General features: G+C 68.0%; 17 protein-coding genes and 1 pseudogene. 10 read left to right on the forward strand and 8 right to left on the reverse strand.

From position 1 onward, the window contains the following. Positions 1-627: 627 nt before the first annotated feature. From LJE61_RS02355 to LJE61_RS02380, 6 genes are all read right to left on the reverse strand, one after another. Positions 628-2,445 carry an ABC transporter ATP-binding protein gene (locus LJE61_RS02355; protein WP_296914086.1) on the reverse strand — a complete coding sequence of 606 codons (1,818 nt, stop codon included), beginning with the start codon at positions 2,443-2,445 and terminating at the stop codon, positions 628-630. Positions 2,446-2,612: 167 nt separating this feature from the next. Beyond that, positions 2,613-3,509 carry a hypothetical protein gene (locus tag LJE61_RS02360; protein ID WP_296914089.1) on the reverse strand — a complete coding sequence of 299 codons (897 nt, stop codon included), beginning with the start codon at positions 3,507-3,509 and terminating at the stop codon, positions 2,613-2,615. A gap of 304 nt (positions 3,510-3,813) precedes the next feature. Next, positions 3,814-4,626, reverse strand: coding sequence for a metal ABC transporter permease (locus LJE61_RS02365; protein WP_296914093.1), 813 nt, complete (start codon positions 4,624-4,626; stop codon positions 3,814-3,816). Beyond that, positions 4,626-5,231, reverse strand: a complete 606-nt coding sequence (locus tag LJE61_RS02370; RefSeq protein ID WP_296914095.1) for an ATP-binding cassette domain-containing protein — start codon at positions 5,229-5,231, stop codon at positions 4,626-4,628. The genes LJE61_RS02365 and LJE61_RS02370 overlap by 1 nt, the downstream gene beginning before the upstream one ends. Beyond that, a complete protein-coding gene (locus LJE61_RS02375) occupies positions 5,228-6,115 on the reverse strand; it encodes a metal ABC transporter substrate-binding protein (RefSeq protein WP_296914096.1) in 888 nt (295 codons plus the stop codon). Before LJE61_RS02375 ends, LJE61_RS02370 begins: the two co-directional genes overlap by 4 nt. Before the next feature lie 19 nt (positions 6,116-6,134). Next, positions 6,135-7,751: a TonB-dependent receptor gene (locus tag LJE61_RS02380; RefSeq protein WP_296917296.1), complete on the reverse strand. Its 1,617-nt coding sequence runs from the start codon at positions 7,749-7,751 to the stop codon at positions 6,135-6,137. 227 nt (positions 7,752-7,978) lie between these two features. On the opposite strand from LJE61_RS02380, the gene LJE61_RS02385 reads away from it, so the two are divergent. After that, positions 7,979-8,182, forward strand: coding sequence for a hypothetical protein (locus LJE61_RS02385; RefSeq protein WP_296917298.1), 204 nt, complete (start codon positions 7,979-7,981; stop codon positions 8,180-8,182). Positions 8,183-8,267: 85 nt separating this feature from the next. On the opposite strand, the gene glsA is transcribed toward LJE61_RS02385, so the two are convergent. Beyond that, a complete protein-coding gene (glsA, locus tag LJE61_RS02390) occupies positions 8,268-9,275 on the reverse strand; it encodes a glutaminase A (protein ID WP_296914104.1) in 1,008 nt (335 codons plus the stop codon). 340 nt (positions 9,276-9,615) lie between these two features. Here glsA and LJE61_RS02395 point away from each other — a divergent pair, with 340 nt between their 5' ends. Together LJE61_RS02395 and LJE61_RS02400 are read left to right on the forward strand one after the other, a co-directional pair. Next, positions 9,616-10,752 carry an efflux RND transporter periplasmic adaptor subunit gene (locus LJE61_RS02395; protein ID WP_296917300.1) on the forward strand — a complete coding sequence of 379 codons (1,137 nt, stop codon included), beginning with the start codon at positions 9,616-9,618 and terminating at the stop codon, positions 10,750-10,752. 4 nt (positions 10,753-10,756) lie between these two features. Continuing rightward, complete coding sequence (locus tag LJE61_RS02400; protein WP_296914109.1) at positions 10,757-13,879, forward strand: efflux RND transporter permease subunit; 3,123 nt, start codon at positions 10,757-10,759, stop codon at positions 13,877-13,879. A gap of 129 nt (positions 13,880-14,008) precedes the next feature. Here LJE61_RS02400 and LJE61_RS02405 read toward each other — a convergent pair. Beyond that, positions 14,009-14,251: pseudogene (locus LJE61_RS02405) on the reverse strand (esterase/lipase family protein); the annotation flags it as partial. 72 nt (positions 14,252-14,323) lie between these two features. Between LJE61_RS02405 and speA the strand changes: the two are divergent. The 7 genes from speA to LJE61_RS02440 all read left to right on the forward strand — a co-directional run bounded on the left by speA (position 14,324) and on the right by LJE61_RS02440 (position 21,963). After that, positions 14,324-16,204 (forward strand): biosynthetic arginine decarboxylase, encoded by a 1,881-nt coding sequence (gene speA / locus LJE61_RS02410; RefSeq protein WP_296914110.1) that lies wholly within the window; start codon positions 14,324-14,326, stop codon positions 16,202-16,204. Between the two features lie 3 nt (positions 16,205-16,207). After that, positions 16,208-16,588, forward strand: a complete 381-nt coding sequence (locus tag LJE61_RS02415) for a hydrogenase maturation nickel metallochaperone HypA/HybF (RefSeq protein WP_296914113.1) — start codon at positions 16,208-16,210, stop codon at positions 16,586-16,588. Between the two features lie 150 nt (positions 16,589-16,738). Next, positions 16,739-17,629 (forward strand): hydrogenase nickel incorporation protein HypB, encoded by an 891-nt coding sequence (hypB, locus tag LJE61_RS02420; RefSeq protein ID WP_296917302.1) that lies wholly within the window; start codon positions 16,739-16,741, stop codon positions 17,627-17,629. A 126-nt stretch (positions 17,630-17,755) separates the two neighbouring features. Continuing rightward, positions 17,756-18,289 carry a hypothetical protein gene (locus LJE61_RS02425; RefSeq protein WP_296914119.1) on the forward strand — a complete coding sequence of 178 codons (534 nt, stop codon included), beginning with the start codon at positions 17,756-17,758 and terminating at the stop codon, positions 18,287-18,289. A 154-nt stretch (positions 18,290-18,443) separates the two neighbouring features. Beyond that, the gene (locus tag LJE61_RS02430) at positions 18,444-18,920 is read left to right on the forward strand and encodes a DUF302 domain-containing protein (protein WP_296914121.1); all 477 of its coding nucleotides are present in this window, start codon (positions 18,444-18,446) and stop codon (positions 18,918-18,920) included. Positions 18,921-19,021: 101 nt separating this feature from the next. After that, positions 19,022-21,040 (forward strand): glycosyltransferase, encoded by a 2,019-nt coding sequence (locus LJE61_RS02435; RefSeq protein ID WP_296914124.1) that lies wholly within the window; start codon positions 19,022-19,024, stop codon positions 21,038-21,040. Further along, positions 21,037-21,963 (forward strand): glycosyltransferase family 2 protein, encoded by a 927-nt coding sequence (locus tag LJE61_RS02440; RefSeq protein WP_296914126.1) that lies wholly within the window; start codon positions 21,037-21,039, stop codon positions 21,961-21,963. The genes LJE61_RS02435 and LJE61_RS02440 overlap by 4 nt, the downstream gene beginning before the upstream one ends. Positions 21,964-21,965: the final 2 nt, after the last annotated feature.

The raw sequence follows: 21,965 nt of genomic DNA on the forward strand, positions 1-21,965 counted from the left end.
TGGCGCCTCCCACCGCGCCTTCATCATCGTGCCGCTGGTCTCGGCCTTCTTCATCGACCTGACCAACGCCATGGTGATTCCTTTTTTCCTCAAGACCTTCTGAGACCTTCTGAGCCAGGCCCCATTGGCTTGCTTACGGCCTGCGGCGCTTTCGCCTTACGGCTGCGGCGCGGTGGGTCCACTTCGCACAACACCCGGACGAAACCCGCATCTGAAGCCATTCCGATCCCCTGATCCGCGAACGCAGGTCTGATCCGCGAGGGTCGCAAGCCACGCTATTCTGCACTGTTGCAGATAGGGCGATCTGCTGCTTCTCACGGGCAATGCTTTTGTTCTCCGGCGCCAAGCATTCCGACCGGCGTCGACCGATCGGCCGACCGGACTGAGGCCGCTGGAAGTGAGCACGAGACACCACCTGGACGCGTGTCTCTTCGACAGTGACGGGCACCCCGTTTCCGGGACCGGGGTCGACATCGGTATCGAGGGATCCGGAATGGCGGACGCTGGACGCCCACACCATCCAGCTCGACCAGAGCGACCTGCGGATCCCCCGGGGCCAGCGTGCCTGTGAAGGGTGGCGCCCGGCAGCCAGACCATCGTGCTCCTATCGGCGCTCGTTTCCCGCGATCACCCCGACTGGCGCCCGTACAGGCTCGCATAAAGGCCGTCGCCCGCGATCAGCTCCTCGTGCCGGCCCTGCTCGGCGACGCGCCCGTCTTCCAGCACATAGACCCGGTCGGCCTGGCGCACGGCGCTCAGGCGGTGGGCGATGATGATGGTCGTTCGCCCCGCCAGGAAGCCGGTGAGCGCGGCGTGCAGCCGACCCTCGGTCTCCCCGTCCAGCGCGGACGTCGCCTCGTCCAGGATCACGACCTTGGGATCGGTCAGCACCATCCTCGCCACCGCCAGGCGCTGACGCTGGCCGCCCGACAGACGAACCCCGTTGCGCCCGAGCAAGGTGTCGAGCCGCTGCGGCAGATCCTCGATGACGCTGCGCAGCTGGGCGACCTCCAGCGCCCGCCAAAGGTGGGCATCCGGCATGTCGCACCCGAGGGTCAGATTCATCCGGACGCTGTCGTTGAACAACGCCGGCTGCTGCAGCACGGTCGCGACGTTGTCACGCACGACGTCCATGCCGATCTGCTGGACCGGGTCCCCGTCGAAACGCACGACCCCGGAGCGCGGCGCGTACAGCCCCAGGATCACCTGCACCAGCGTCGTCTTGCCGCCCCCGCTGGCACCAACGAAGGCGACCCGCTCCCCGGCCGCGACGGCGATCGAGATCCCATTCAACACCAGGGGCCCGCCGCCGTAGGCGAAGCGGATATCCTCGAGATCGACCGAGACGGTGGGCTTTCCGGCAAAGGGATCCGCCCGGTGCGGATACGACGGCTCCAAGTCGATGGCGAGCAGCCGGTTGAGACGGTTCAGGGCGGCCTGCGCCGCGTGATAGGCGTATTGGATGCCCAGCACCTCCTGCACCGGGCCCATCATGAACCAGAGATACGCGAAGACCGCGAGCATCTGACCGATCGACAGTCCGGAGAACAGCACCATGAACATGGCCAGCGTCCGAAACACGTCGAAGCCGAACATCAGGATCAGGAACGACAGCCGGTTGCCCGCGTCGCTCTTCCAGGTGAAGGCGGTCGCGAAGTCGCGGATCGCGCGGGCGTGGCCGATGGTGCGGCTGATGTAGAAACGCTCGCGGTTGCCGGCGCGGATCTGCTGGATCGCATCCAGGGTCTCGGACAGGGATTCCTGAAAGGCCTGGAACGCGGTGATCTCCCGCTTCTTCAGCTCCCCGACCCTGCGGCCAAGCAGCGTCGTGGCGTAGATCACCGCGGGGTTGAGGAGGATGATGAACAGTCCGAGCCGCCAGTTCATCCACAGCAGGACCACCGCGGTTCCGAGGATGCTGAGCACGGCCACCAGGAACTTGCTGGTCGCACCGCCGACGAAGCGGTCGACCGTGTCCAGATCCGTCACCAGATGCGAGGCGACGGCACCACTGCCGAGGGTCTCGTACTCGGCCATGGATACCCGCTCCAGGCGCTTCAGGAGCTCGCGGCGCATGCGGAAGATCACGTCTTTCGAGATGCAGGTGAATTGACGCGTCTGGATCACGCTGATCGCCAATGCAATGAGGCGCAGCGACAACGTCAGGAGCAGGATGGCGACGATGTACAGGACCGGGCCGTGCCAGGGCTCCGGGAAGATCCGGTCCATCCAGCCGACCAGCGCCCCGGCCTTGCCCAGAAGGACCTCGTCCACCAGCAGCGGCATCAAGAGCGGCAGCGGCACGCTGACCAGCGTGCCGAGCACCGCCAACAGGTTGGCGAAGACCAGCTCGCGCCGGTGGCTCAGCACCATTCGGCTGAGCTCGCGCCAGTCATAGGGCCGGCTGCGCAGGGTATCGGTCAACTCCGGGATGTCACAGGTCACGGTCGATGCTCGCGGTGGTGAGCGCGGCGATTGGGTGTTGGCGCCGCCAGCCGGAACGCGGCAAGGAGCCGATCTCTCGGCACAGGGGCGGATACGCATGACGCCGGTGGGGGTTCGCGGCCTCGCGAGACACCAAGAACGAGCGCCGGCCCGCCGGACGCGGCGGGTCAAAAGCGCCCGATCAGCGACACGCCCAGCGTCGCCGACGGGTCTGCATCCTCCTCGTTCAGCCGCCGGCCGCGCGCGTCCTCGACCCCGAGCCTGGTCCCGGCCGCCACCCCCGCGTAGAGCCTGAGGGCCAGGCCCTTGGAGATGTCGCGGCCGAGCTGGACGAACAGGGGAACGAAGCGGTGCTCGCCGACGCCTCCCGGGAAGGGGCCGTCCTCGTCGAGACGGTAGCGATAGGAGCGATAGGCTGCCCCGACGCCGGCGGTCCAACCGGAAGGGAGCCGATATGAGAGCTCCAGTCCGGCCGGGCCTGCCGGTCCGGCCGCGAAGGGGTTGGTGAGACGCAGTCGCTCGCTGATCCGCCAGTCGATGATCAGGTACGGAAAGACAGTCCTGTCCTCGATTCGCTCGAAGACCCCGACACCCAGCCCGAGGGTGAGATGGGGCCGGACATCTCGCGACACGGAGGCCGTAAACCCGTACTCCACGGCGTCCGGGAGCCTCGCCCCGGCTTCACCCGAATACTCGATCGTCGGTGTCAGACCCCAACGCCAACCACGCTCGGTCTCGAGGCCATAGGGGACCGATACGCCGGCCCGGTAGAGCCTTGTCCATGGCGCGGTACCGCCGAAGCCGCGGGGGCCGTCGAAATGCCATTCCTCGTAGTCGAGGCGCAGCCGCGCCCCCAGGGAGGCGCGCGGGTCGAGCCTCCAGCTGATCCCCAGCGACGCGAGCAGCGCCGTGAAACCCACCTCACCGCCAGAGTCCAGGCCCGCGTCGAGCTGGTGAACCGGGGTGATGGAGAAGCTGACGCTCGGCGCCGCCCGCACCCCCGGGGCCGCGGCGATCCCGGTCGACAAGGCGAAGGCGACTGCGGCGCGGACAGACGCTGGCATATAGTGGACCCTCCGTGAACCAATCGGCCGCCCAACGACAAGGGGGCCACGATAGCATCCCGTGACAAGGCCATGCCAGGGACCCGGCATCCGTCCCCACCCAGAAGCCCTTCAAAGGATGTCAGCGATGGGTGAGTCCGCCCAACAGGGCGCCGGGCGACGGCGTTTGCGCCAGGCCGCCGACATCTGAGGGCGTGGCCTGCCGGGCGGTCCGCCCCGCGGCGAGCGCCCGGGAGCGAATGCAGCCAACTCGGTCGGTCACGCAGCACGATCCGCACCGCCGTGGGCTTCCAACTCCTTCCAGTCACCCGCTGGAATCCCGCAATCGCCCGCCCCAGGGCGACATCACCGCCGCGAGGCCGATCAAGATCGCTACGAGGACGGGCCCGAAAGGCTGATCCATCGCGAGGGCGACTGCGAACGCGATCAGGTACCCGCCGCTGCCCACCAGCGCCGACAAGATCAGCGTCCAGCGCCAGGACGCGGCGATCCGGAACGAGAGCCAGGCCGGCACGAACACCAGCGCGAAGGCACCCATCAGCCCCAGGGTCGTCGTGCCGACGGCCATGCCTCCCGCTGCCAGCAGGTCCAGCCCCAAGTGCCAGCGCCAGGCCGCGAGGGCGTTGGCCTGCTCGAAACGCGGAAAGAAGCGGGCGCGCAGGATGCGCGGGCCAAGCCAAGGCAGGGCCGCAGCGCTCAGGATGACCAGCAACGCCGCAGCCGCAAGGTCAAGGCGCCCGGCGAAATAGAGCTGCCCGTCGATCAAGGCGTGCCCCAGTGCGTCGCCGATCGCGGTATTGGCGGCCACCAACAGCATGCTCGCCCAACCAATCAGGATCATGAATCCATAGGCCGCGTTGCCGCGTGCGCGCAGCAGGGCCTTGGCGGTTCCGCCCAGCAAGGCGCCGAGTGTGCCACCAACCACCGCGGGAAGCCCGCCCGCGAGTCCGACCAGGGCGCCGGCTGCCGCGAGGTGGGCCAGTCCCAGGGCCGCGAGCCACTCCTCGCGCAGCATCAGGAAGGCCCCAAGCAGGGGCAGCACAGCGGCCAGCAACAGCCCGGTCAGGAGGGGAACCCGAAACAGCGGATCCAGCAGGACACCGGCGAGCGCGTCCATCAGGACCCGAGGCTCCAGGGGTCGACGGCCAACACCCGCGAGCAGGCGGCATCCAGGAAGCGGCGCTCGTGACTCACCAGCAGCACCGCGCGCCGACCGCGCTGCTCGGCGAGGATCTCCACCAGCCGCGACTCGGTGGTTGGGTCCAGGTTGTTGGTCGGCTCGTCGAGCAACACCAGGTCCATGGCGCTGCCGAGCGCAGCCCAAACGCATAGGAGCTGGTACTGACCGCCACTGAGGGTGTCGATGCGCCGGGGCAGGATCGCCGCCAGCGCCTCGGGAGGCTTGGCATGATCGCCACCGGCGGTGCGCAGCAGGTCGTAGCCTGTGAGCGGCATGACGGGGAGACGCACGGGTTGCTGCTCCTGATAGGCGAGGGTCAACCCGGGCGCCCGCTCGACGGTGCCGCCGAGGATCCGGGCGCCTCGGGCGATCGCATTGAGCACCGTGGACTTCCCGGTCCCGTTGCCCCCCCAGAGCCCCAGCACCTCGCCGCGGCTGACCGAGAAGGAGAGCGGCCCGATCACCGGCCGCGCGTAGCCCGCGACCAGTCCTTCCACCCGCAGCAGCTCGACTGTCAGTGGTGAACCAACGGCGATCGTCACTTGGCGCCCGCGAGGGTATCGACCCAGCGTCCGATGTGGGCGAGGTAGCCGTCGCCGTCGGCGCCCTGTGGTGGCTCCAGGGAGAGCATGACGGCCTGCCACCCCAGGTTGGTCGCGAGGGATTTCGGCGCCTGCGGCGACTGATAGGGGGCGTAAATGACGATACCCGGGCGCCCCTTGAGCGCGGAGGTCAGCTCGCTGATCTGCCTGCCGGTCGGCGGCACGCCGGGGATCGGCTCGATGGTGCCCAACAGGGGAACACCGAAACGATCGAGCAGGTAGATGGCGTCGCGATGATAGAGCACCACACCGGGCGCGCCGGCGAGCTTGCCGCGCCACCCACCCACTCGCTGCTCGACCTTCCCGGCGAATGCCTCCGCCGCCCGGCGATAGCCGTCCGCTCCGGCGGGGTCGATCAGGGCGAGGCGCTCCGCCAGGGCGCGGCCGACGGTGGCCATGCGCAGCGGATCCATGTTGACATGCGGGTTGCCCACCGGATGAACATCGCCCAGGGCCCGGTCGGCGGATCCACCGACGTCGAGCAATGGCACCTGGGCCGCCGCCTCGAAGTAGCCGTTGGTCCCGGGCAGGATCCCGGGGTTGGCCGCGCTCCTGATCGCCACCGGCAGCCAGCCCACCTCCAGCTCGGCGCCCAGGGCCACCACCAAGTCGGCGCCGCGCAGGGCACGCATCATGGTGGGCTTGGCCTGCAGCGTATGCAGGTCCCGGTTGGACCCAGCCAGAACGGTCAGGGCCGCCCGGGGCGCCACCTCGCGCACCAGGGCGCCCATGCTGGGGCTCGTGGCGACGACATCCAGTGCCGACGCTCGCATCGCCGCCAGGGTCAGGAGGCCGACAAGAACCAAAGGAATGCGTTGGATCATGCTCGCTCACCCCCAGGATTCAGAACGTGTGGGCACCATGGGTGCCCAGACTCATCAGGAACTGCAGGTAGAAGGCGTCGAAGCGCTCGCGCTCGTCCGGGGAAACCAGGATGTCGTTATAGGCGTACTGGGCCCGCAGCCGCGAGAACTCCGACAGGTTCCAGGTCAGGTCCAGGGTCCAGCGGTCCGACGAACCGAAGTCTTCGCTCTCGCCGCCGCTGACCTGGTTGGTCAGCCCGAGGACGTCGTAGCGCAGGCCCGCGGTCCACTTTGGCGCGAAGCCGTAGATGGCCTGGACATAAAGACCGTCGGTGGTGAACTTGCGGGTGGAGCCGATCAGCACCGCCTCGCTGCCCAAGACCTCGCCGGTCGCCTCTTCGATGACATTGGCGCTATTGATGCGCGTGTCCTTGATGGAGCGCAGATACTCGGCCTGGAACTTGACGTCGCCCTTCCCGTAGGCCCCGTCAGCGTCGTACTTGTAGACGACGTCGACGCCCCACAGGTCGGCGTCCCCTTCCAGCCCGTTCTCGAGAAGGGCGTGCATGTGCTCCTCCTCGTGCTCTTCGCCGCCCTCGTGCTCATGCTCCCCTTCGTCCTCGAGCTCGAATTCATGCCTGTGGACTTCCTGGTGCTGAGTATTGTGCGCGTAGGAGAGACCGAACTGCAGGGCATGGTTCTCACCAATGTCGGGCGAGAGCTTGGCGAAGGCGGTCCACAGCCGAGGGCCGTCTTTGGTATCGCCCAGATTCAGCTCGCCCTGCTCGTCGTCTCCGAGCGTCGCGCCGAAGACCTCCTGGTCGCCCTGGAGTGCCTCGACGCCGAACAGGGTGTAGACGGGGAGATCGGGTAGCCAGGTGACCTGTAGGCCCGTGTCCTGCAGACCATGGTCGCCGAGTAAATTGAGATAGGCCAGATTCTGGTCGACGAAATCCCATTGGTGCGGATGCTGCTTGTTGATGTAGCCGAAGTCGCTCAGGAACTTGCCGCCCTTGACCTTCAGGCCGTAGGGGAGGTTGCGGGTCTGAAAGTAACCCTCCTCCAGGTCCACGTTGCCGTCCCCGTCGACAGCGAGGTACATGGCCGCATCGAAGTAGGGGTCGACGGTGGCGGAGAAGGCGATCTCGGCCTCGCGGAAGTTGAAGCCGTTCTCCGTCGCCGCATGGGCATGGCCATCCTCACCCCCATGGGAATGACCGGATTCCGCCTCGCCTTCGTGGACATGTGCGGCGCGCCCTGGCGTGAAGGCCTCCCCGACCAGGGTTGCGCCCTCGCCGCCGCTGCCGTCGTGGTAGTAGTTCCCGTCCAGGATCACCGAGATCTGAGGGTTGAAGGCAGAGCCGGTGCTCAGGGCACCGAGCCCGCCGCCCGTCCCCGCGGCCTGCGACGTCGCCGGAGCGTGGACCACGGGCGCGGAGATGGGACGGGATGCAGCAGCCGTGTCCACGGCATCCGCGGCCTCGCGCTCGGCCTTGGCCAGGCGATCCTCCAGCGCCCGAATGCGTCGTTCGTACTCGGCCTTCATCTCGCCGAGCATCGACCGGAGCTCGGCGATCTCGGCATCAGACGCCGCGGATGCGGCCATTGGGGTGAGCAGGGCCGCCGCGACCACGCCCCGCAGGAAGGATTCGTGCATGAGTAGACTCCGGAAACTGAGACGAGCACCTATACCCGGTATCCAGACGCGGGCCGTGCAGGATCAGGCGATGCGGGTTAGATCCAGGTCGTTAGTGGCGGCGCCCGCGGGCGGCTGGTGCGGCGGCAAAGGGTGCCGAGCCGGGGCCCGCAGTCAGGCCCGCATGCCGGGAGCGCCCGGGCGGAACCGAAGGTCAGGGGCGGCTGAGAGGCCATCGGAGGCGCGTCGTGCGTGGCGCCAAGCAGGCAGATCTTGCAGAGACCGTCGCCGTGGCGATCGAGGTGCTCCAGCTCGTGCGCGGCCAGAAGGACCTGCGCGGAAAGGAGCGCAAAGACGACGAGCAAGAGCCTCCAGTTGACGCGACGGGGCGGGTGCATGGTGCGGGTCGGAGTCTGGAGCGGCGCTGGGGTTGCTGGCGCGAGATGTTATAAGATGACACATCCGGGCGCAGAGACGTTAGCGAAAAAACAATGGGGCTAGACCCCCCTCGGTCCCCGCCTTTTCGTTCTTTCGGTGTCAGCCATCGACGGGGGCCGAGGCGAACAGGTCCAGGCCGAGGCGGCGGGACATGAACCGAGCGACGAGCTGACCCCTGACGCTGTTGCCCGCGGTGTCGAGCGGAGGGGCGAAGGTGCCCAGTCCGCCCTTGCCCGGGGCGACGGCGACGATGCCTCCGCCGATGCCGCTCTTGCCGGGTACGCCGATCTCGTAGAGCCAGTCGCCTGAGGTCTCGTACAGACCCGCGGTGGCCATGACCGCGAGGGCATCATGGCAGACCGAGGCGTCGACCACGCGCTGCTTGGTGATCGGGTTGACGCCCCCGTCGGCAAGCGTCGCCCCCATCACGGCCAGGTCCTTCGCCGTGACGTTCAGCGAGCACTGGCGGGTATAGAGATCGACCGCCTCCATCGGGTCGCAGTAGATGCGACCGACCGAGTGCAGGAACAGCGCGATGCTGCGGTTGCGGAGGTTGGTCTCGCACGCCGAGGCGAGCACCTCCTCGTTCATCTCGAGTCGCCGGCCGGCAAAACGCGACAGCCCGTCGTGGAGGAAGCGCCAGCGCGCCTCGGCGGCGTCGCCGGGGGCGAGGCTCGTGGTCGCGATGGCGCCGGCGTTGACCATCGGGTTGGTCCGACCGTCACCGCTGCGCTCGATCCCGGCGACCGAGTTGAAGGCCATGCCGGTCGCGTTGACTCCGACGCGCTCCCGGACGGCCTCGCGGCCGATCGCCGCGCAGACGAGCGCAAAGACGAAGGGCTTGGAGACGCTCATGATCGAGAACGGGTAATCGGCGTCCCCGGCGCGATAGAGGGCGCCGCTGACCCCCGCGACGCAGATCCCGAAGAGATCGGGCGATAGCCGCGCGAGCGCCGGGTACACGTTAGAAATCTCCCCGTCCGCGACCGAGCGGTAGCGTGCATGCGCCTCCGCCACGAGCGCCTCCAGCTGCGCGGGCGTAGGCAAGCTCCCGGTCGAGACGAACGGGACCTCAGTATCGGTGTCGTGGCCGGTTGGCGTGAGCATGATGCATCTCCGGTCAATCCTGGAGCCCTCACCCGGTGTAGCGCCCTGAGCAGTGCTCGGGCAGGGTCTGAAGATGGCTATGTTATACCTGTCACACGCAAATCTTCTGCCGCAATGCACCCCTCCCGCACCCGCGTTGCGGGCTGTCACAACTGAGCCTGCTGTTCCTCTTGGTGGGGTGGCGGCTCGCTCTTAGGCACGATCAGCGGATCAGCGACTCGCGTCCTTCGCCAGAAGACGGTAACACCAACAAGCTTGCCGTCCCCCATGACGGCATCTACCATGCGATGGTCAGCGCTTCCTACGTCGACGGCATATCCGTCATCCCGTCGATGTGTCCATGCGGGACCAAACAGGGGTCATCATGCAACGCATCCTGCGCATGTCAGTCGTGACGCTGGCGATCGGCCTCGCCGGCTGCGAGCAAGGCGAGGTAGCGGAGCCGCGCGATCTCCCGCCGCCCGCGGTCGGTGTCGCATCGGCGAGCCTGCGCGAGGTCAGGCCTGCGACGGAGTTTGTCGGACGTGTCGAGGCGATCGACGCGGTGGACCTGCTCGCGCGGGTCAACGGCTTCCTGCTGGAGCGCGCATTCGAGGAGGGCGCCACGGTCGAGGAAGGCCAGCTGCTCTTTCGCATCGAGCGCGAGCCGTTCGAGGCGGCGGTGGCGGCACGGCGCGCAGACGTGGAGCGCACCGAGGCGACGCTGCTCAATGCCCGTCTGCAGCGCGAGCGCATCGAGCCGCTGGTGGCGCGCAATGCCGCCGCCCAGGCGCAGCTCGACGAGGCGAGGGCCGCCGAGCAGGAGGCCACGGCCGCGCGCCACGCCGCGCTGGCGGCGCTGCAGCAGGCCGAGATCGATCTGAGCTACACCGAGATCCGCGCCCCCTTCGAGGGCCGCATCGGCCGTGTCAACTTCGCCGAGGGGGCGGTGGTCGGTCCGGCCTCCGGCCCCCTTGCGCGGCTGGTTCGGCTCGACCCGATCTTCGTCACCATCCCGGTCACCGATCGCGCGATGCTGGCGTTCCGCCTGTCACGGGGCTCGCGTGCATTCGCGCCCTATCTGCGGCTCGCCGACGGCACCAGGCTCGCTGAGCCGGGTGCGCTCGAGTTCTTCGACCCCGAGGTCGATGCCACCACCGACACGGTGCGCGTGCGCGCGCGCTTCGACAATGCCGACGGGGTGCTGCTGCCGGGCCAGTTCGTGACGGTGACGGTGCGCGCGACCGAGCCCGAGCAGGCGCTGGTCATCCCGCAGGTGGCGGTGCAGCAGGATCAGGCCGGGCGCCTGGTGCTGAGCGTGAACGCGGAGGACATGGTGGAGGTGACCCGGGTCAGCCTGGGTGAACGTCTGGATACCGACTGGGTCGTGCTGGGCGGACTGCAGGCGGGCCAGCGCGTCATCGTCGACGGCATCCAGAAGGCCCGGCCGGGGATGCGGGTGCAGCCCGTCCCGGCGGCCTCCGACAGCGGAGACTGAGCGCATGTTCTCCGCCTTCTTCATCTCCCGCGCGCGCTTCGCGATGGTGATCTCGCTGGTCATCATCATCGCCGGGGTCATCGCCATCCGGGTCCTGCCGGTGGCGCAGTTTCCCGACATCGTGCCGCCTCAGGTCTCGGTGCAGGGCTTCTATCCCGGCGCCAACTCCGAGATCGTCGCCGAGACCGTCGCCGCGCCGATCGAGGCGGAGGTCAACGGCGTCGACGACATGCTCTACATGACCTCGACCAGCGACAACTCGGGGCGCTACCGGCTCGACGTCACCTTCGCGGTCGGCACCGACCCGGACATCGCCGCGGTCAACGTGCAGAACCGCGTCGCTCTGGCCCTGCCGACCTTGCCGAACGAGGTCACCCAGCAGGGCGTGTCGGTGCGCAAGCAGTCCACCAACATGCTGCTGACGGTGAACCTGCTCTCGCCCAACGGGACCTTCGACCGGCTGTTTCTCTCCAACTACATGGAGATCAACATCCGCGATGCGCTCGCCCGCCTGCCCGGGGTGGGCGATGCGAGCCAGTTCGGGCCGCTCGACTATGCCATGCGCATCTGGCTCGACCCGCAGCGGATGACCGCGCTGGGGGTCAGCGAGGCGGAGGTGGTGGCCGCGATCCGCCGCCAGAACCTGCAGGCCGCCGCCGGGCGGCTGGGGGCGCCGCCGGACAACGAGGAGCGCGCCTTCACCTACACCCTCCAGGCCAAGGGGCGGCTCACCGAGCCGCAGGAGTTCGAGCGCATCCTGGTGCGCACCAACCCCGACGGCTCGGTGATCCGCCTGGCGGACCTCGCCCGGCTCGAGCTCGGCGCCCAGACCTATGATGCCGATGCCTGGATCGACGGGGTCCCCACGGCGGCGCTCGGCATCTATCTCTCACCCGGCGCCAATGCGCTTGAGACCGCCGACCGGGTCTACGCGACCCTGGAGCGGCTTGCCGAGCGCTTCCCCGACGATCTCGAGTATGACATCTACTACGACACCACGGACTTCGTGCGCATCAGCATGCGCAACGTGGTCATCACGCTGCTGCAGGCGCTCTCGCTGGTGATCCTGGTGACCTACGCCTTTCTCGGCGACTGGCGCGCGACCCTGGTGCCGGTGCTGGCGATCCCGGGCTCGATCATCGGGACCTTCGCGGTGCTGCTGGCCGCGGGGCTGTCGATCAACACGGTGTCGATGTTCGCCGTGATCCTCGCCATCGGCATCGTGGTCGACGACGCCATCGTCGTGGTCGAGAACACCCAGCGCCTGATCGACGAGGAAAGATTGAGCGCCAGGGATGCGGCCAGACGCGCGATGCAGCAGGTCACGGGCCCGATCGTGGCGACCACCCTGGTGCTCTACGCGGTGTTCGTCCCGACCGCCTTCCTGCCCGGCATCACCGGCCAGCTCTATCTGCAATTCGCGGTGACCATCTCGGTCGCGGTGACCCTCTCCTCGCTGATCGCCCTGACCTTAAGCCCGGCGCTGTGCGGCCTGCTACTGCGCCCCTCGCGCGCCCCGCGCGGCCCCTTGCGCTGGTTCTTCGCCTTCCTGGACTGGAGCCGCAACGGCTACGCGCGCCTGGTCGCCGCGTTGGGCCGGCGCGCCGTCCTCGCCGTGCTGCTCATCGCCGCGGCCGCGGCCGGGACCGGCTGGCTGTTCAACCAGGTGCCGACCGGCTTCATCCCGAGCGAGGACACCGGCTATTTCTTCATCGATGTCTCCCTGCCCGATGCCTCCTCCATCGCGCGCACCGGGGCGGTCCTGGAGCAGGTCCAGCAGACACTCGCCGCCGAGGAGGAGATCGAGCACGTGCTGACGGTCGCCGGTTTCAGCCTGCTGGCCGGGGTGCGCTCCAGCGGCGGGCTGGCCATCGCGGTCCTCAAGCACTGGGACGAGCGCCCGGGGCCCCAGAGCACGGCCGACGCCGTCCTCGCCCGCGTCCAGCCGCGGCTGCTGTCCATCCCGCAGGCGACCGTGTTCGCCTTCGCCGCACCGCCGATCCAGGGTCTGGGCACCGCCGGCGGGATAGAGATGGAGCTGCTGGACCTGGCCGGGCGCCCGCCCGATGAGCTCGCCGGGGCGCTGCAGGGCTTCCTCATCAACGCCAACGCGGACCCGGGCATCCAGCGCGCCTTCTCGACCTTCAGCGCGCGCACCCCGCAGCTGTTCCTCGACATCGATCGCGAGAAGGCGGAGACGCTGGGCGTGCGCCTGTCCGATCTCTTCGTGACCCTGCAGGCGAATCTCGGCTCGCTCTACGTCAACGACTTCAACCTGTTCGGGCGCACCTTCCGGGTGTTCCTGCAGGCCGACGGGCCCTTCCGGATGACCCCCGAGGACCTCAACCGGCTGCACGTGCGCAACGCCCGCGGGGAGATGGTGCCGATGCAGTCGCTGGTCACCGTCGAGCCGGTCCTCGGTCCGGAGAGCACGCGGCGGTTCAACATGTTCCGTGCCGCCAGCGTCAACGTCACCCCGCTGGGCAGCACCGGCGAGGGCATCACGGTGCTGCGCGCGATCGAGCGCAACGACCTGCCCCCGGGCTTCGCCGTGGACTGGAGCGGGACGACCTTCCAGGAGGTGCAGGCCGGCGGCGAGGCGGCGGTGGTGCTGATGCTGGCGCTGCTGTTCGTCTATCTGTTCCTGGTCGCCCAGTACGAGAGCTGGACGGTGCCCACGGCGGTGATCCTCTCGGTGGTCATCGCGGGCCTGGGCGGCCTGGCCGCGACCTGGCTGGTCGGACTGGACAACAACGTCTATACCCAGATCGGCCTGGTCATGCTCATCGGGCTCGCGAGCAAGAACGCGATCCTGATCGTGGAGTTCGCCAAGCAGCTGCGCGAGGAGGGGCGCTCCATCCAACGGGCCGCGTCCGACGCCGCCCGCATCCGCTATCGCGCGGTGCTCATGACCGCGGTCAGCTTCATCCTCGGCATGCTCCCGCTGGTGCTCGCCACCGGCGCCGGGGCCGCCAGTCAGCTCTCGCTCGGCGTGGTGGTCCTCGGCGGCATGCTCGCCGCGACCTTCATCGGCATCATCCTCATCCCGCCCCTCTATGTCTTCGTCCAAGGCGTGCGAGAGCGCGTCAAGGGCAGCGGTGCGTCCATTCCTCAGGCACGGCAATGACGTAAGGGATCGCGGCTGGCTCCGGTTCACCGGGGAGAAGCCGTGCCAACAGCCCCCGGTGCGAAGCACGGAACAGGACCGGCGGCGGGGTGCCTGGGATCTCCAGCGAGGCGAGTGACACAACGCCATCGCCCATTCCGAGCCCTGATTGGGTGTGCCGACCAGGATCACACCGCAGACCGGCGCACCCTGGACCCCGCTGGGCGCCCCCACCGGATGTCTGCAGCGTGAGACGAAATCGCGTATCACCAGCCCACCCATGCTGTGCCCGATCAGCACCACCGGTCGGTCACCGGGGACTAACGCCCATCGGTCCGCGAGTAAATCCGCACCTTGGGCGATACCGCCGTCATTCCGATGGCGCAGCTCCCAGACCTCGACTAGGCGTTTCCGGCTCTGACCCGTACCATCCGCTATTCATCATCGCCGACCGAGACCCGCCTCATGGACCAAGCGGTGCAGCGCTGCAACCAGATCTACGCCATCGACCGCTGGGGCGAGGGCTATTTCGGCATCAACGCGGCCGGTCACCTCTTCGCCCGCCCGGACCCGCTCGTTCCGACGGAGGTGGATCTCGTGGTCCTGGCCGAGCAGATCGATGCCGAGGGGTTGTCGCTGCCGGTGCTGGTGCGCTTCAACGACATCCTGCGCCATCGCGTCCAGTCGCTCCATCAGGCCTTCCTCGATGCCGGCGCGGCCTGCGGCTATGCCGGGCGCTATCAGCCCGTCTATCCCATCAAGGTCAACCAGCAGGCGGGCGTGGTGCGCGAGATCATGCGCTCCGGTCACGCCGGTCTCGAGGCTGGCAGCAAACCCGAGCTGATGGCCGTCCTGGCGCTCTCACCGCCCGGCGGACTGGTGATCTGCAACGGCTACAAGGATCGCGAGTACATCCGGCTTGCGCTGATCGGACGACGGCTCGGTCTGCGGGTGCAGATCGTCATCGAGAAGCCGTCCGAGATCGCGCTGATCCTCGAGGAGGCTGGACGTCTCGGCGTCGAGCCGCTGCTCGGGGTGCGGGTCCGGCTCGCGGCAGCCGCGGCTGGCAACTGGCAGAGCAGCGGCGGAGAGTCGGCGAAATTCGGACTGTCGGCCAATCAGATCCTGGACCTGGTCGGCACACTCGAGGCCGCGGGGCGGCTGGGCTGGCTCAATCTCCTCCACGCCCACCTCGGCTCCCAGATCCCGAATCTTCAGGATATCCGGACCGGCGTCGCCGAGCTGGTGCGCTTCTATGCCGAGCTGCGGCGCCTGGGTGCGCCGATCCGTATTCTCGACGTGGGCGGCGGGCTGGGGGTCGACTACGAGGGAACCCGCACGCGCAACTATTGCTCGGTCAACTACAGCTTCAAGGGTTATGCCAAGGCGATCGTCGACAGTATCGCCGCAGAGTGCCGCCGTCGCGCGCTGTCCGAGCCCGATCTGCTGAGTGAATCCGGACGGGCCCTCACGGCGCATCATGCCGTCTTGATCACGAACGTGATCGATCGGGAGGCGGCGGGAGGCCAGGGGGTGTCGCCGCGGCCAGACGAGGGCGATCCGCTGCTCGATGCCCTCGCCGAGCGGCTTCGGACCACGGACCGGGCACCGCCTCAGGAGGTCTACGCCGAGGCACGCGAGCTGATGGCGACAGCGCGGGGGCGCTTCGTGGAGGGTCGCCTCGACCTCGCCGGTCGCGCCCGCGCGGAGGAGCTGTTCTTCGCCATCTGCCGGGGCCTGTCCGGACGCCTCGACCCGGCGATCCGGCACCACCGGGAGCTCGCAGACGCGGTCAACGCCTTGCTGGCCGACAAGCTTTTCTGCAACTTTTCGCTGTTCCAGTCGATGCCCGATATCTGGGCGCTCGATCAGATCTTCCCGATCGTCCCCATCCAGCGCCTCGGTGAGCTGCCGCGCGCGCGCGCCACGCTGCACGATCTGACCTGCGATTCGGACGGCCGTATCGCCCAGTATGTCGACGAGGGTGGCGTGGAGGCGAGCCTGCCGGTTCATTCCGGCTCGGGGCTGGACGGCCCTTACCTCATCGGATTCTTCATGGTCGGTGCCTATCAGGAGATCCTGGGGGATATCCACAACCTGTTCGGCGACACGGACGCGGTCAACGTGGAGTTGGATGAGAGCGCCCCGGGCGGGTATCGTCTGCTCGACCCCGAGCGCGGCGACTCCACCGACGAGCTGCTGAGCTATGTGCATTTCGAGCCGCGCACGCTGCTGGCACACTATCGACGCAAGCTCGACGCCGCAGACCTGGACCGGGCGACCCGCGAGCGGTTCTTCGTCGAGCTCAAGGCCGGACTCTACGGCTACACCTACCTTGGCGGCTGAACCATGCATGAGCTCTCCATCTGTCAGGCCCTGCTCGATCAGCTCGGGCGGATCGCGGCCGAGCAGGGGGCGATCCGGGTCGAGCGCATCGTGCTGAGGGTGGGTCCGCTCTCCGGGGTCGAGGCGCCCCTGCTCGAGCATGCCTACCCGCTGGCCGCCGCGGGCACGGTCGCCGAGGCCGCCGAGCTCGTCATCGAGCCGGCCCCGATCCGGGTGGCCTGCAGCACCTGCGGCGCAGAGACCGACGCGACCCCGAGCCGACTGCTGTGCGGCTCTTGCGGCAGCTTCAAGACACGCCTGATCAGCGGCGACGAGCTGCTGCTGGCCAGCGTGGAGCTGACCCTTGCGGACCCGGATGGCACGGCAGCCGCCACTGGCCAGTGAAGGGCTAACCCTTCACTGGCCAGTGGCGTAAACTTTGTAGATGCGATCCGCCGTTCACAGCGGCGGTCGAGATCCGGCACCCGGCGTCTGCGGTGCGCAGGCCCGCGTGTATTGGCCCCGGCCGGGGCCATCCCCACGGAGCGAACCCTGATGTGTGATACCTGCGGCTGCAACATCACTCCCGGCAACGAGCATCTCGTCCGCGCCGGCGGCAGACTCGCCAAGACCGCCGACGGGCGCGCCGCCGTCAGCGTGCTGCAAGGCCTCCTTTCCGACAACGATCATCAGGCGGCCCACAACCGCGAGCACCTGGATCGTCACCGGGTGCTGGCGCTCAACCTGATGTCCTCGCCCGGGGCCGGCAAGACCAGCCTGCTGGAGCGGACCATCGACGCCCTCGCCGGCGACCTCAGGATCGCCGTCATCGAGGGGGACCTCGAGACCGAGAACGACGCGCTCCGCATCCGCGCCAAGGGAGTGCCTGCCGTGCAGATCGCCACCGGCAGTGCCTGTCACCTCGACGCGCACATGGTGCACGATGCCTTGCACCGGCTGGACCTCCATGAGCTCGACGTCCTCTTCATCGAGAACGTGGGCAACCTGGTCTGCCCGGCCAGCTTCGATCTCGGCCAACACCGAAACGTGACGCTGCTGTCGGTTCCAGAGGGTGACGACAAGCCCGCGAAGTATCCGGTGATGTTCCGGGCCGCCGACCTGGTCCTCTGCACGAAGTCGGACCTGTTGGCGGTTTTGCCCGAGTTTTCGCTCGAGCGCGCCGAGCAGCACCTGCGGGAGCTCGCCAGCGTGGTTCCGTTCGAGGCCATCTCGACACGTGACGAAGGTCGGCTGGACCCTTGGCTGCATTGGCTGCATGATGAGCTGGCCGCACAGCGCGCCCGGCTCGACCTGGGGCGCACCATTCGCCCGGCGGTGCGGCCCGAGGGCGTGCACCTGCACAGTCAGACCGGCGCGCACCCCGCTCACCAGCATCATGAGGACGGGCATGCGCATCGGGCTGCCCACGCCCATCATCGAGGTTGAAGCTGTTGCCGCGCCTTTTCGTTGGGTGTAAGTAGTGACGAGGCCACAGTCGCCGGTTTGTGGCCAACCCAGATTTCCGCATGTGAGCCACGAGAGAAATCGTAACAACCCTGGAGGAACCCCACTGTGTCCATCAAACCAATGAGGAGCTTGTCCGCGATCTCGGTTACCGCCCTGGTCGCACTGGTCGCCTACACCCCAGTCAGCCAAGCCTTCAACTTCGGCAACATGATGAACCCCAGCCGCTGGATGGGCGGCGGCGACCGTGACCGTTACGACGACTACGACGAGTTCTATCCCGGCGGCCCCTACGGTGCCCCAGGTTTCGGCTACCCATACGGCGGCTACGGCCCCGGCTATGGCGCGCCCGGTTATGGCGCGTATGGCGCGCCCGGCTATGGCGTCCCAGGCTACGGTGCCGCAGTCCCCGGGTACGGCGCACCAGCCTACCCCAGCGCCCCGGTCGCCGCGCCTGGGGTCTCGCCGGCGCCGACGACAGCACCCGCAAGCGGCGGCGCTGGAGACAGCGCGGAGGTTCAGGCACTCAAGCGGCGCGTCGAAGAGCTCGAAGCCGCGCAGAAGCAGGAGGGATCGGCCCCACCGCCGCCGCCGGGTGACTGGCCCGCTGCGCCGGCGTTCCGGCCCATGAACCAATACTGACGCACTGGCAACGGCCCCCGTTGTCGCTCTCGCCCCGCCGCACGGCGGGGTTTTTGCCTGTCGGTCCGGCCCGATCGACCGCGGCCCCGCCTGGGTTCTGCCCGTCGGGATCTCGCTGTTCGGTTCCGGCGACATCGCCACGAGGAAGAGACAGATGCTGAGACTCAGACGGGCCCTCATCGGGTTGCTGCTCGCCGGTGGCCTGATCTCCCAGGCCGCCATCGGCGCCGGTGGATATGCGGTCTATACCAGTGAATCCGGTTTTTCGGATGTGCTCGATGGCCTCAAGATGGCCATCCAGGAGCGCGGCATGTACATCAATAATGTCATGAACATGGGTGAGATGCTGGCGCGCACCGGGAAGGATCTCGGCATGGATGAGCCGCTCTACGAGCAGGCCGAGTCCGTCGAGTTCTGCAGCGCGGTGCTGTCTCGTGAGATGAGCACCGAGAACCCGGCCCAGGTTGTGAACTGCCCCTTCATCATCGCCGTCTACACACTTCCCGGGGAGACGGACACCACGTATGTGGCACACCGGGAGATTCCGGCCGAGCAGGTCGAGGGGAGCCCCGCCATGGCCAAGGTCGCCGAAATGCTCCAGACGATCTCGGAGGCCGCCGTCTCCTGGTAGGGGATGCGTCGGTCGAGTCGGTTGCCGGAGCGCGCATCCTGGAACTCCTCTACCGCTATCTGCCGCGTGCCATCCACGTCCTGCGGACGGAGGGTGCGACCGTGCTCCTGCGCAAGCTCAGGCGGCGATTGGCAACGACCCCCCTGCGGGTCGCCGATCCGCCCCGCCTGCTGCGGCTCGCCGAGCCGATCGCACCGGTCGATCTCACCCCGAGTGGCCCGCCAATGGTGTCGGTCGTGATCCCCGTCCACAATCAACTGCATTACACCTGTCACTGCCTCACCGCGCTGGCTCAAGCCGGGGCGCGGTTGGCGTTCGAGGTCATCGTGGTGGACGATTGCTCGGAGGACGGGACGGCAGAGCGTCTCGGCCGCTACCCGGGCCTGCGCCTGATCCGCAACCCGCGCAATCTCGGATTCGTTGGATCCTGCAACGCAGGCGCGGAAATTGCCGGGGGGGACTATCTGGTCTTCCTGAACAACGACACGCAGGTCCAGAGCGCGTGGCTGGATGCGCTGGTCAAGACCTTTCAGGAGGTGCCGGATGCCGGGCTGGTGGGCAGTCGCTTGATCTATCCGGACGGGCGACAGCAGGAGGCCGGAGCCATCCTCTTCAAGGACGGCTCGGCCTGGAACTATGGCCACCTGGATGACCCCCACAAGCCGCAATACAGCTACCTGCGTCAGGTTGATTACTGCTCCGGAGCGGCGCTGGCAGTCGAGACCGAGCTGTTCAGACGGCTCGGCGGGTTCGACGCGGCATTCGCGCCCGCCTATTACGAGGATGCCGATCTGGCCTTGCGCGCGCGGGCCGCAGGCCGGGCTGTCTACTATCAACCCTTGTCGGTGGTCGTCCACTTCGAGGGGATCAGCGCCGGGCGAAACGAGCAGTCCGACTTCGGGATGAAGCGCTACCAGCGCATCCATGCCGAGACCTTTCGGGCGCGTTGGCAGGGCGTCTTGGCGACGTTCGGCCAGCGCGGCGAGGATCTGGAGCAGGCCAAGGAGCGCGCCGTCCGACGCCGCGCCTTGGTCATCGACAACTACATGGTCACCCCGGATCGCGAGTCCGGGTCGGTGCGCATGCTCAACCTGTTCCGCATCCTGCAAGGGCTGGGGTTCAAGGTGACCTTCGCGGCGGCCAACCTGGAGGCACCCCAGCCCTACGTCGGCGACCTCCAGCGCATCGGGGTCGAGGTCCTCTACCGGCCTTATGTGCGGCGCATCCGGGACCACCTGGACGCGCACGGCGCGGGCTACGACCTGGTGATCCTGAGCCGCGTCGATGCGGCCGCTCAAACGCTCGGCGCGGCAAGGACCCGTTGCCCCAAGGCGCGCATCGTCTTTGATACGGTGGACCTGCACTTTCTGCGCGAGATGCGCCTGGCGAAGCTCCAAAGCGATGCCGCGATCCGGCGCGTGGCCCAGCGGCGCCGGCGTCAGGAGCTCGGGCTCATGCGCCGGGCCGACCTGACCTTCGTGGTCAGCGAGGCCGAGCGCGATCTCCTCGCCGCCGAGGAGCCCGACATCCGGGTCCATGTCGTTTCCAACATCCACCCGGTCATGGGATCGGCCAAGCCGCACGCAGAGCGACATGGACTCCTCTTCATCGGCGCCTTCGCCCATCCGCCGAATACCGACGCCGTCCTCTTCCTCTGCCGCGAGATCATGCCCCTCATTCGTCAGGTCCTGCCCGACATCAGGCTCAGCATCATCGGCGCCGACCCGCCAAAGGAGGTCCTCGCCTGCGCAAGTCCGGGTATCGAGATCCTGGGCCATGTCCCGGACGTCGTACCCTATTTCGCGTCCTGTCGGGTTTCGGTCGCCCCGCTGCGCTACGGCGCCGGGGTCAAAGGCAAGATCAATCAGAGTCTCGCCCACGGCCTGCCGGTGGTCGCCACGGGGGTGGCGGCAGAGGGGATGCATCTGGTCGATGGCGAGTCGGTCCTGATCGCGGACGAGGCACCGGCGTTCGCCGCCGCGGTGGCTAGGCTCGATCGGGATCCGGTCCTGTGGCAACGGCTCTCCGACGCAGGGCTCCAGGTCATGGAGGCTCATTTCGGCTTTGCGGCGGCAGCGCGGGCGCTGCGCGCCGCACTCGAGCTGGAGTCGATCGAATGAGTCCGTCGACAGCTCCCGGTCCGGTCCCTGCCCTGAGTGTCATCGTCGTCAACTTCAACGCGGGTGACCTCCTCACCGACTGCGTCTCGGCGGTGCTCGCCTCGGACGTCCCGCTGGAGGTCATCGTCGTCGACAACGGGTCGGCGGACGGGAGCCTCGAAAGCCTCCGAGCGCGATGCGGCCCGGATCCACGGCTCACCATCCTGGAGAACGGCGCAAACCTCGGCTTCGCCAAAGCCAACAATCGCGCCTTACCCCTGGCACGCGCCGATCGGCTGCTTCTGCTCAATCCCGACTGCATCATCGGAGCTGACACCCTGAGCCAGATGCTGGCCTTCATGGACGGTCGTCCGGACGTCGGCATGGCCGGCTGTGTCGTGCGTAACCCGGACGGAAGTGAGCAGGTCGCGAGCCGCCGGTCAATCCCGGACCCTTGGATCGCACTCAAGCGCATCTCGCGGGTCGACCGCCTCCTTCCGGACGGGGGCGGACGGCGCCTGGACCGTCACCACGAGCCCCTGCCCGACAAGCCGGTGGAAGTCGACGCGATCTCGGGGTCCTTCATGTTGGTGAGCCGGCGCGCGCTCGACGAGGTCGGCCCGCTCGACGAGGGCTATTTCCTCCACTGCGAGGATCTCGACTGGTTCGTGCGCTTCCGGCAGGCGGGCTGGACGATCGCGCTCGTCCCCGACGTCAGCGTGGTCCATCACAAGGGGGCCTGCAGTCGGCGACACCCGTTCATGGTCGAGCGCCACAAGCACCGGGGGATGGAGCGCTTCTATCGCAAATTTCAGTATCGGCAGTATCCGCGGGTCTTCAGCTGGCTGGTCATCCTGGGGATCCGGGCACATTTCTGGGGCCGGGTGCTGAGCGACCGGCTGGGCCGGATCGCCGGTCGTGGCGAGCCGGGCGGAACCAGTTGAAA

It is taken from the genome of Thiocapsa sp. (assembly GCF_022340925.1).
Classification (GTDB): Bacteria; Pseudomonadota; Gammaproteobacteria; order Chromatiales; family Chromatiaceae; genus Thiocapsa.

Bases quoted from the DNA above. Each gene is read 5' to 3' on its own strand.
- LJE61_RS02360 (WP_296914089.1), bottom strand. From the start codon at position 3,509: ATGCCAGCGTCTGTCCGCGCCGCAGTCGCCTTCGCCTTGTCGACCGGG.
- LJE61_RS02365 (WP_296914093.1), bottom strand. From the start codon at position 4,626: ATGGACGCGCTCGCCGGTGTCCTGCTGGATCCGCTGTTTCGGGTTCCC.
- LJE61_RS02375 (WP_296914096.1), bottom strand. From the start codon at position 6,115: ATGATCCAACGCATTCCTTTGGTTCTTGTCGGCCTCCTGACCCTGGCG.
- LJE61_RS02380 (WP_296917296.1), bottom strand. From the start codon at position 7,751: ATGCACGAATCCTTCCTGCGGGGCGTGGTCGCGGCGGCCCTGCTCACC.
- glsA (WP_296914104.1), bottom strand. From the start codon at position 9,275: ATGCTCACGCCAACCGGCCACGACACCGATACTGAGGTCCCGTTCGTC.
- LJE61_RS02395 (WP_296917300.1), top strand. From the start codon at position 9,616: ATGCGGGACCAAACAGGGGTCATCATGCAACGCATCCTGCGCATGTCA.
- LJE61_RS02400 (WP_296914109.1), top strand. From the start codon at position 10,757: ATGTTCTCCGCCTTCTTCATCTCCCGCGCGCGCTTCGCGATGGTGATC.
- speA (WP_296914110.1), top strand. From the start codon at position 14,324: ATGGACCAAGCGGTGCAGCGCTGCAACCAGATCTACGCCATCGACCGC.
- LJE61_RS02415 (WP_296914113.1), top strand. From the start codon at position 16,208: ATGCATGAGCTCTCCATCTGTCAGGCCCTGCTCGATCAGCTCGGGCGG.
- hypB (WP_296917302.1), top strand. From the start codon at position 16,739: ATGTGTGATACCTGCGGCTGCAACATCACTCCCGGCAACGAGCATCTC.
- LJE61_RS02430 (WP_296914121.1), top strand. From the start codon at position 18,444: ATGCTGAGACTCAGACGGGCCCTCATCGGGTTGCTGCTCGCCGGTGGC.
- LJE61_RS02440 (WP_296914126.1), top strand. From the start codon at position 21,037: ATGAGTCCGTCGACAGCTCCCGGTCCGGTCCCTGCCCTGAGTGTCATC.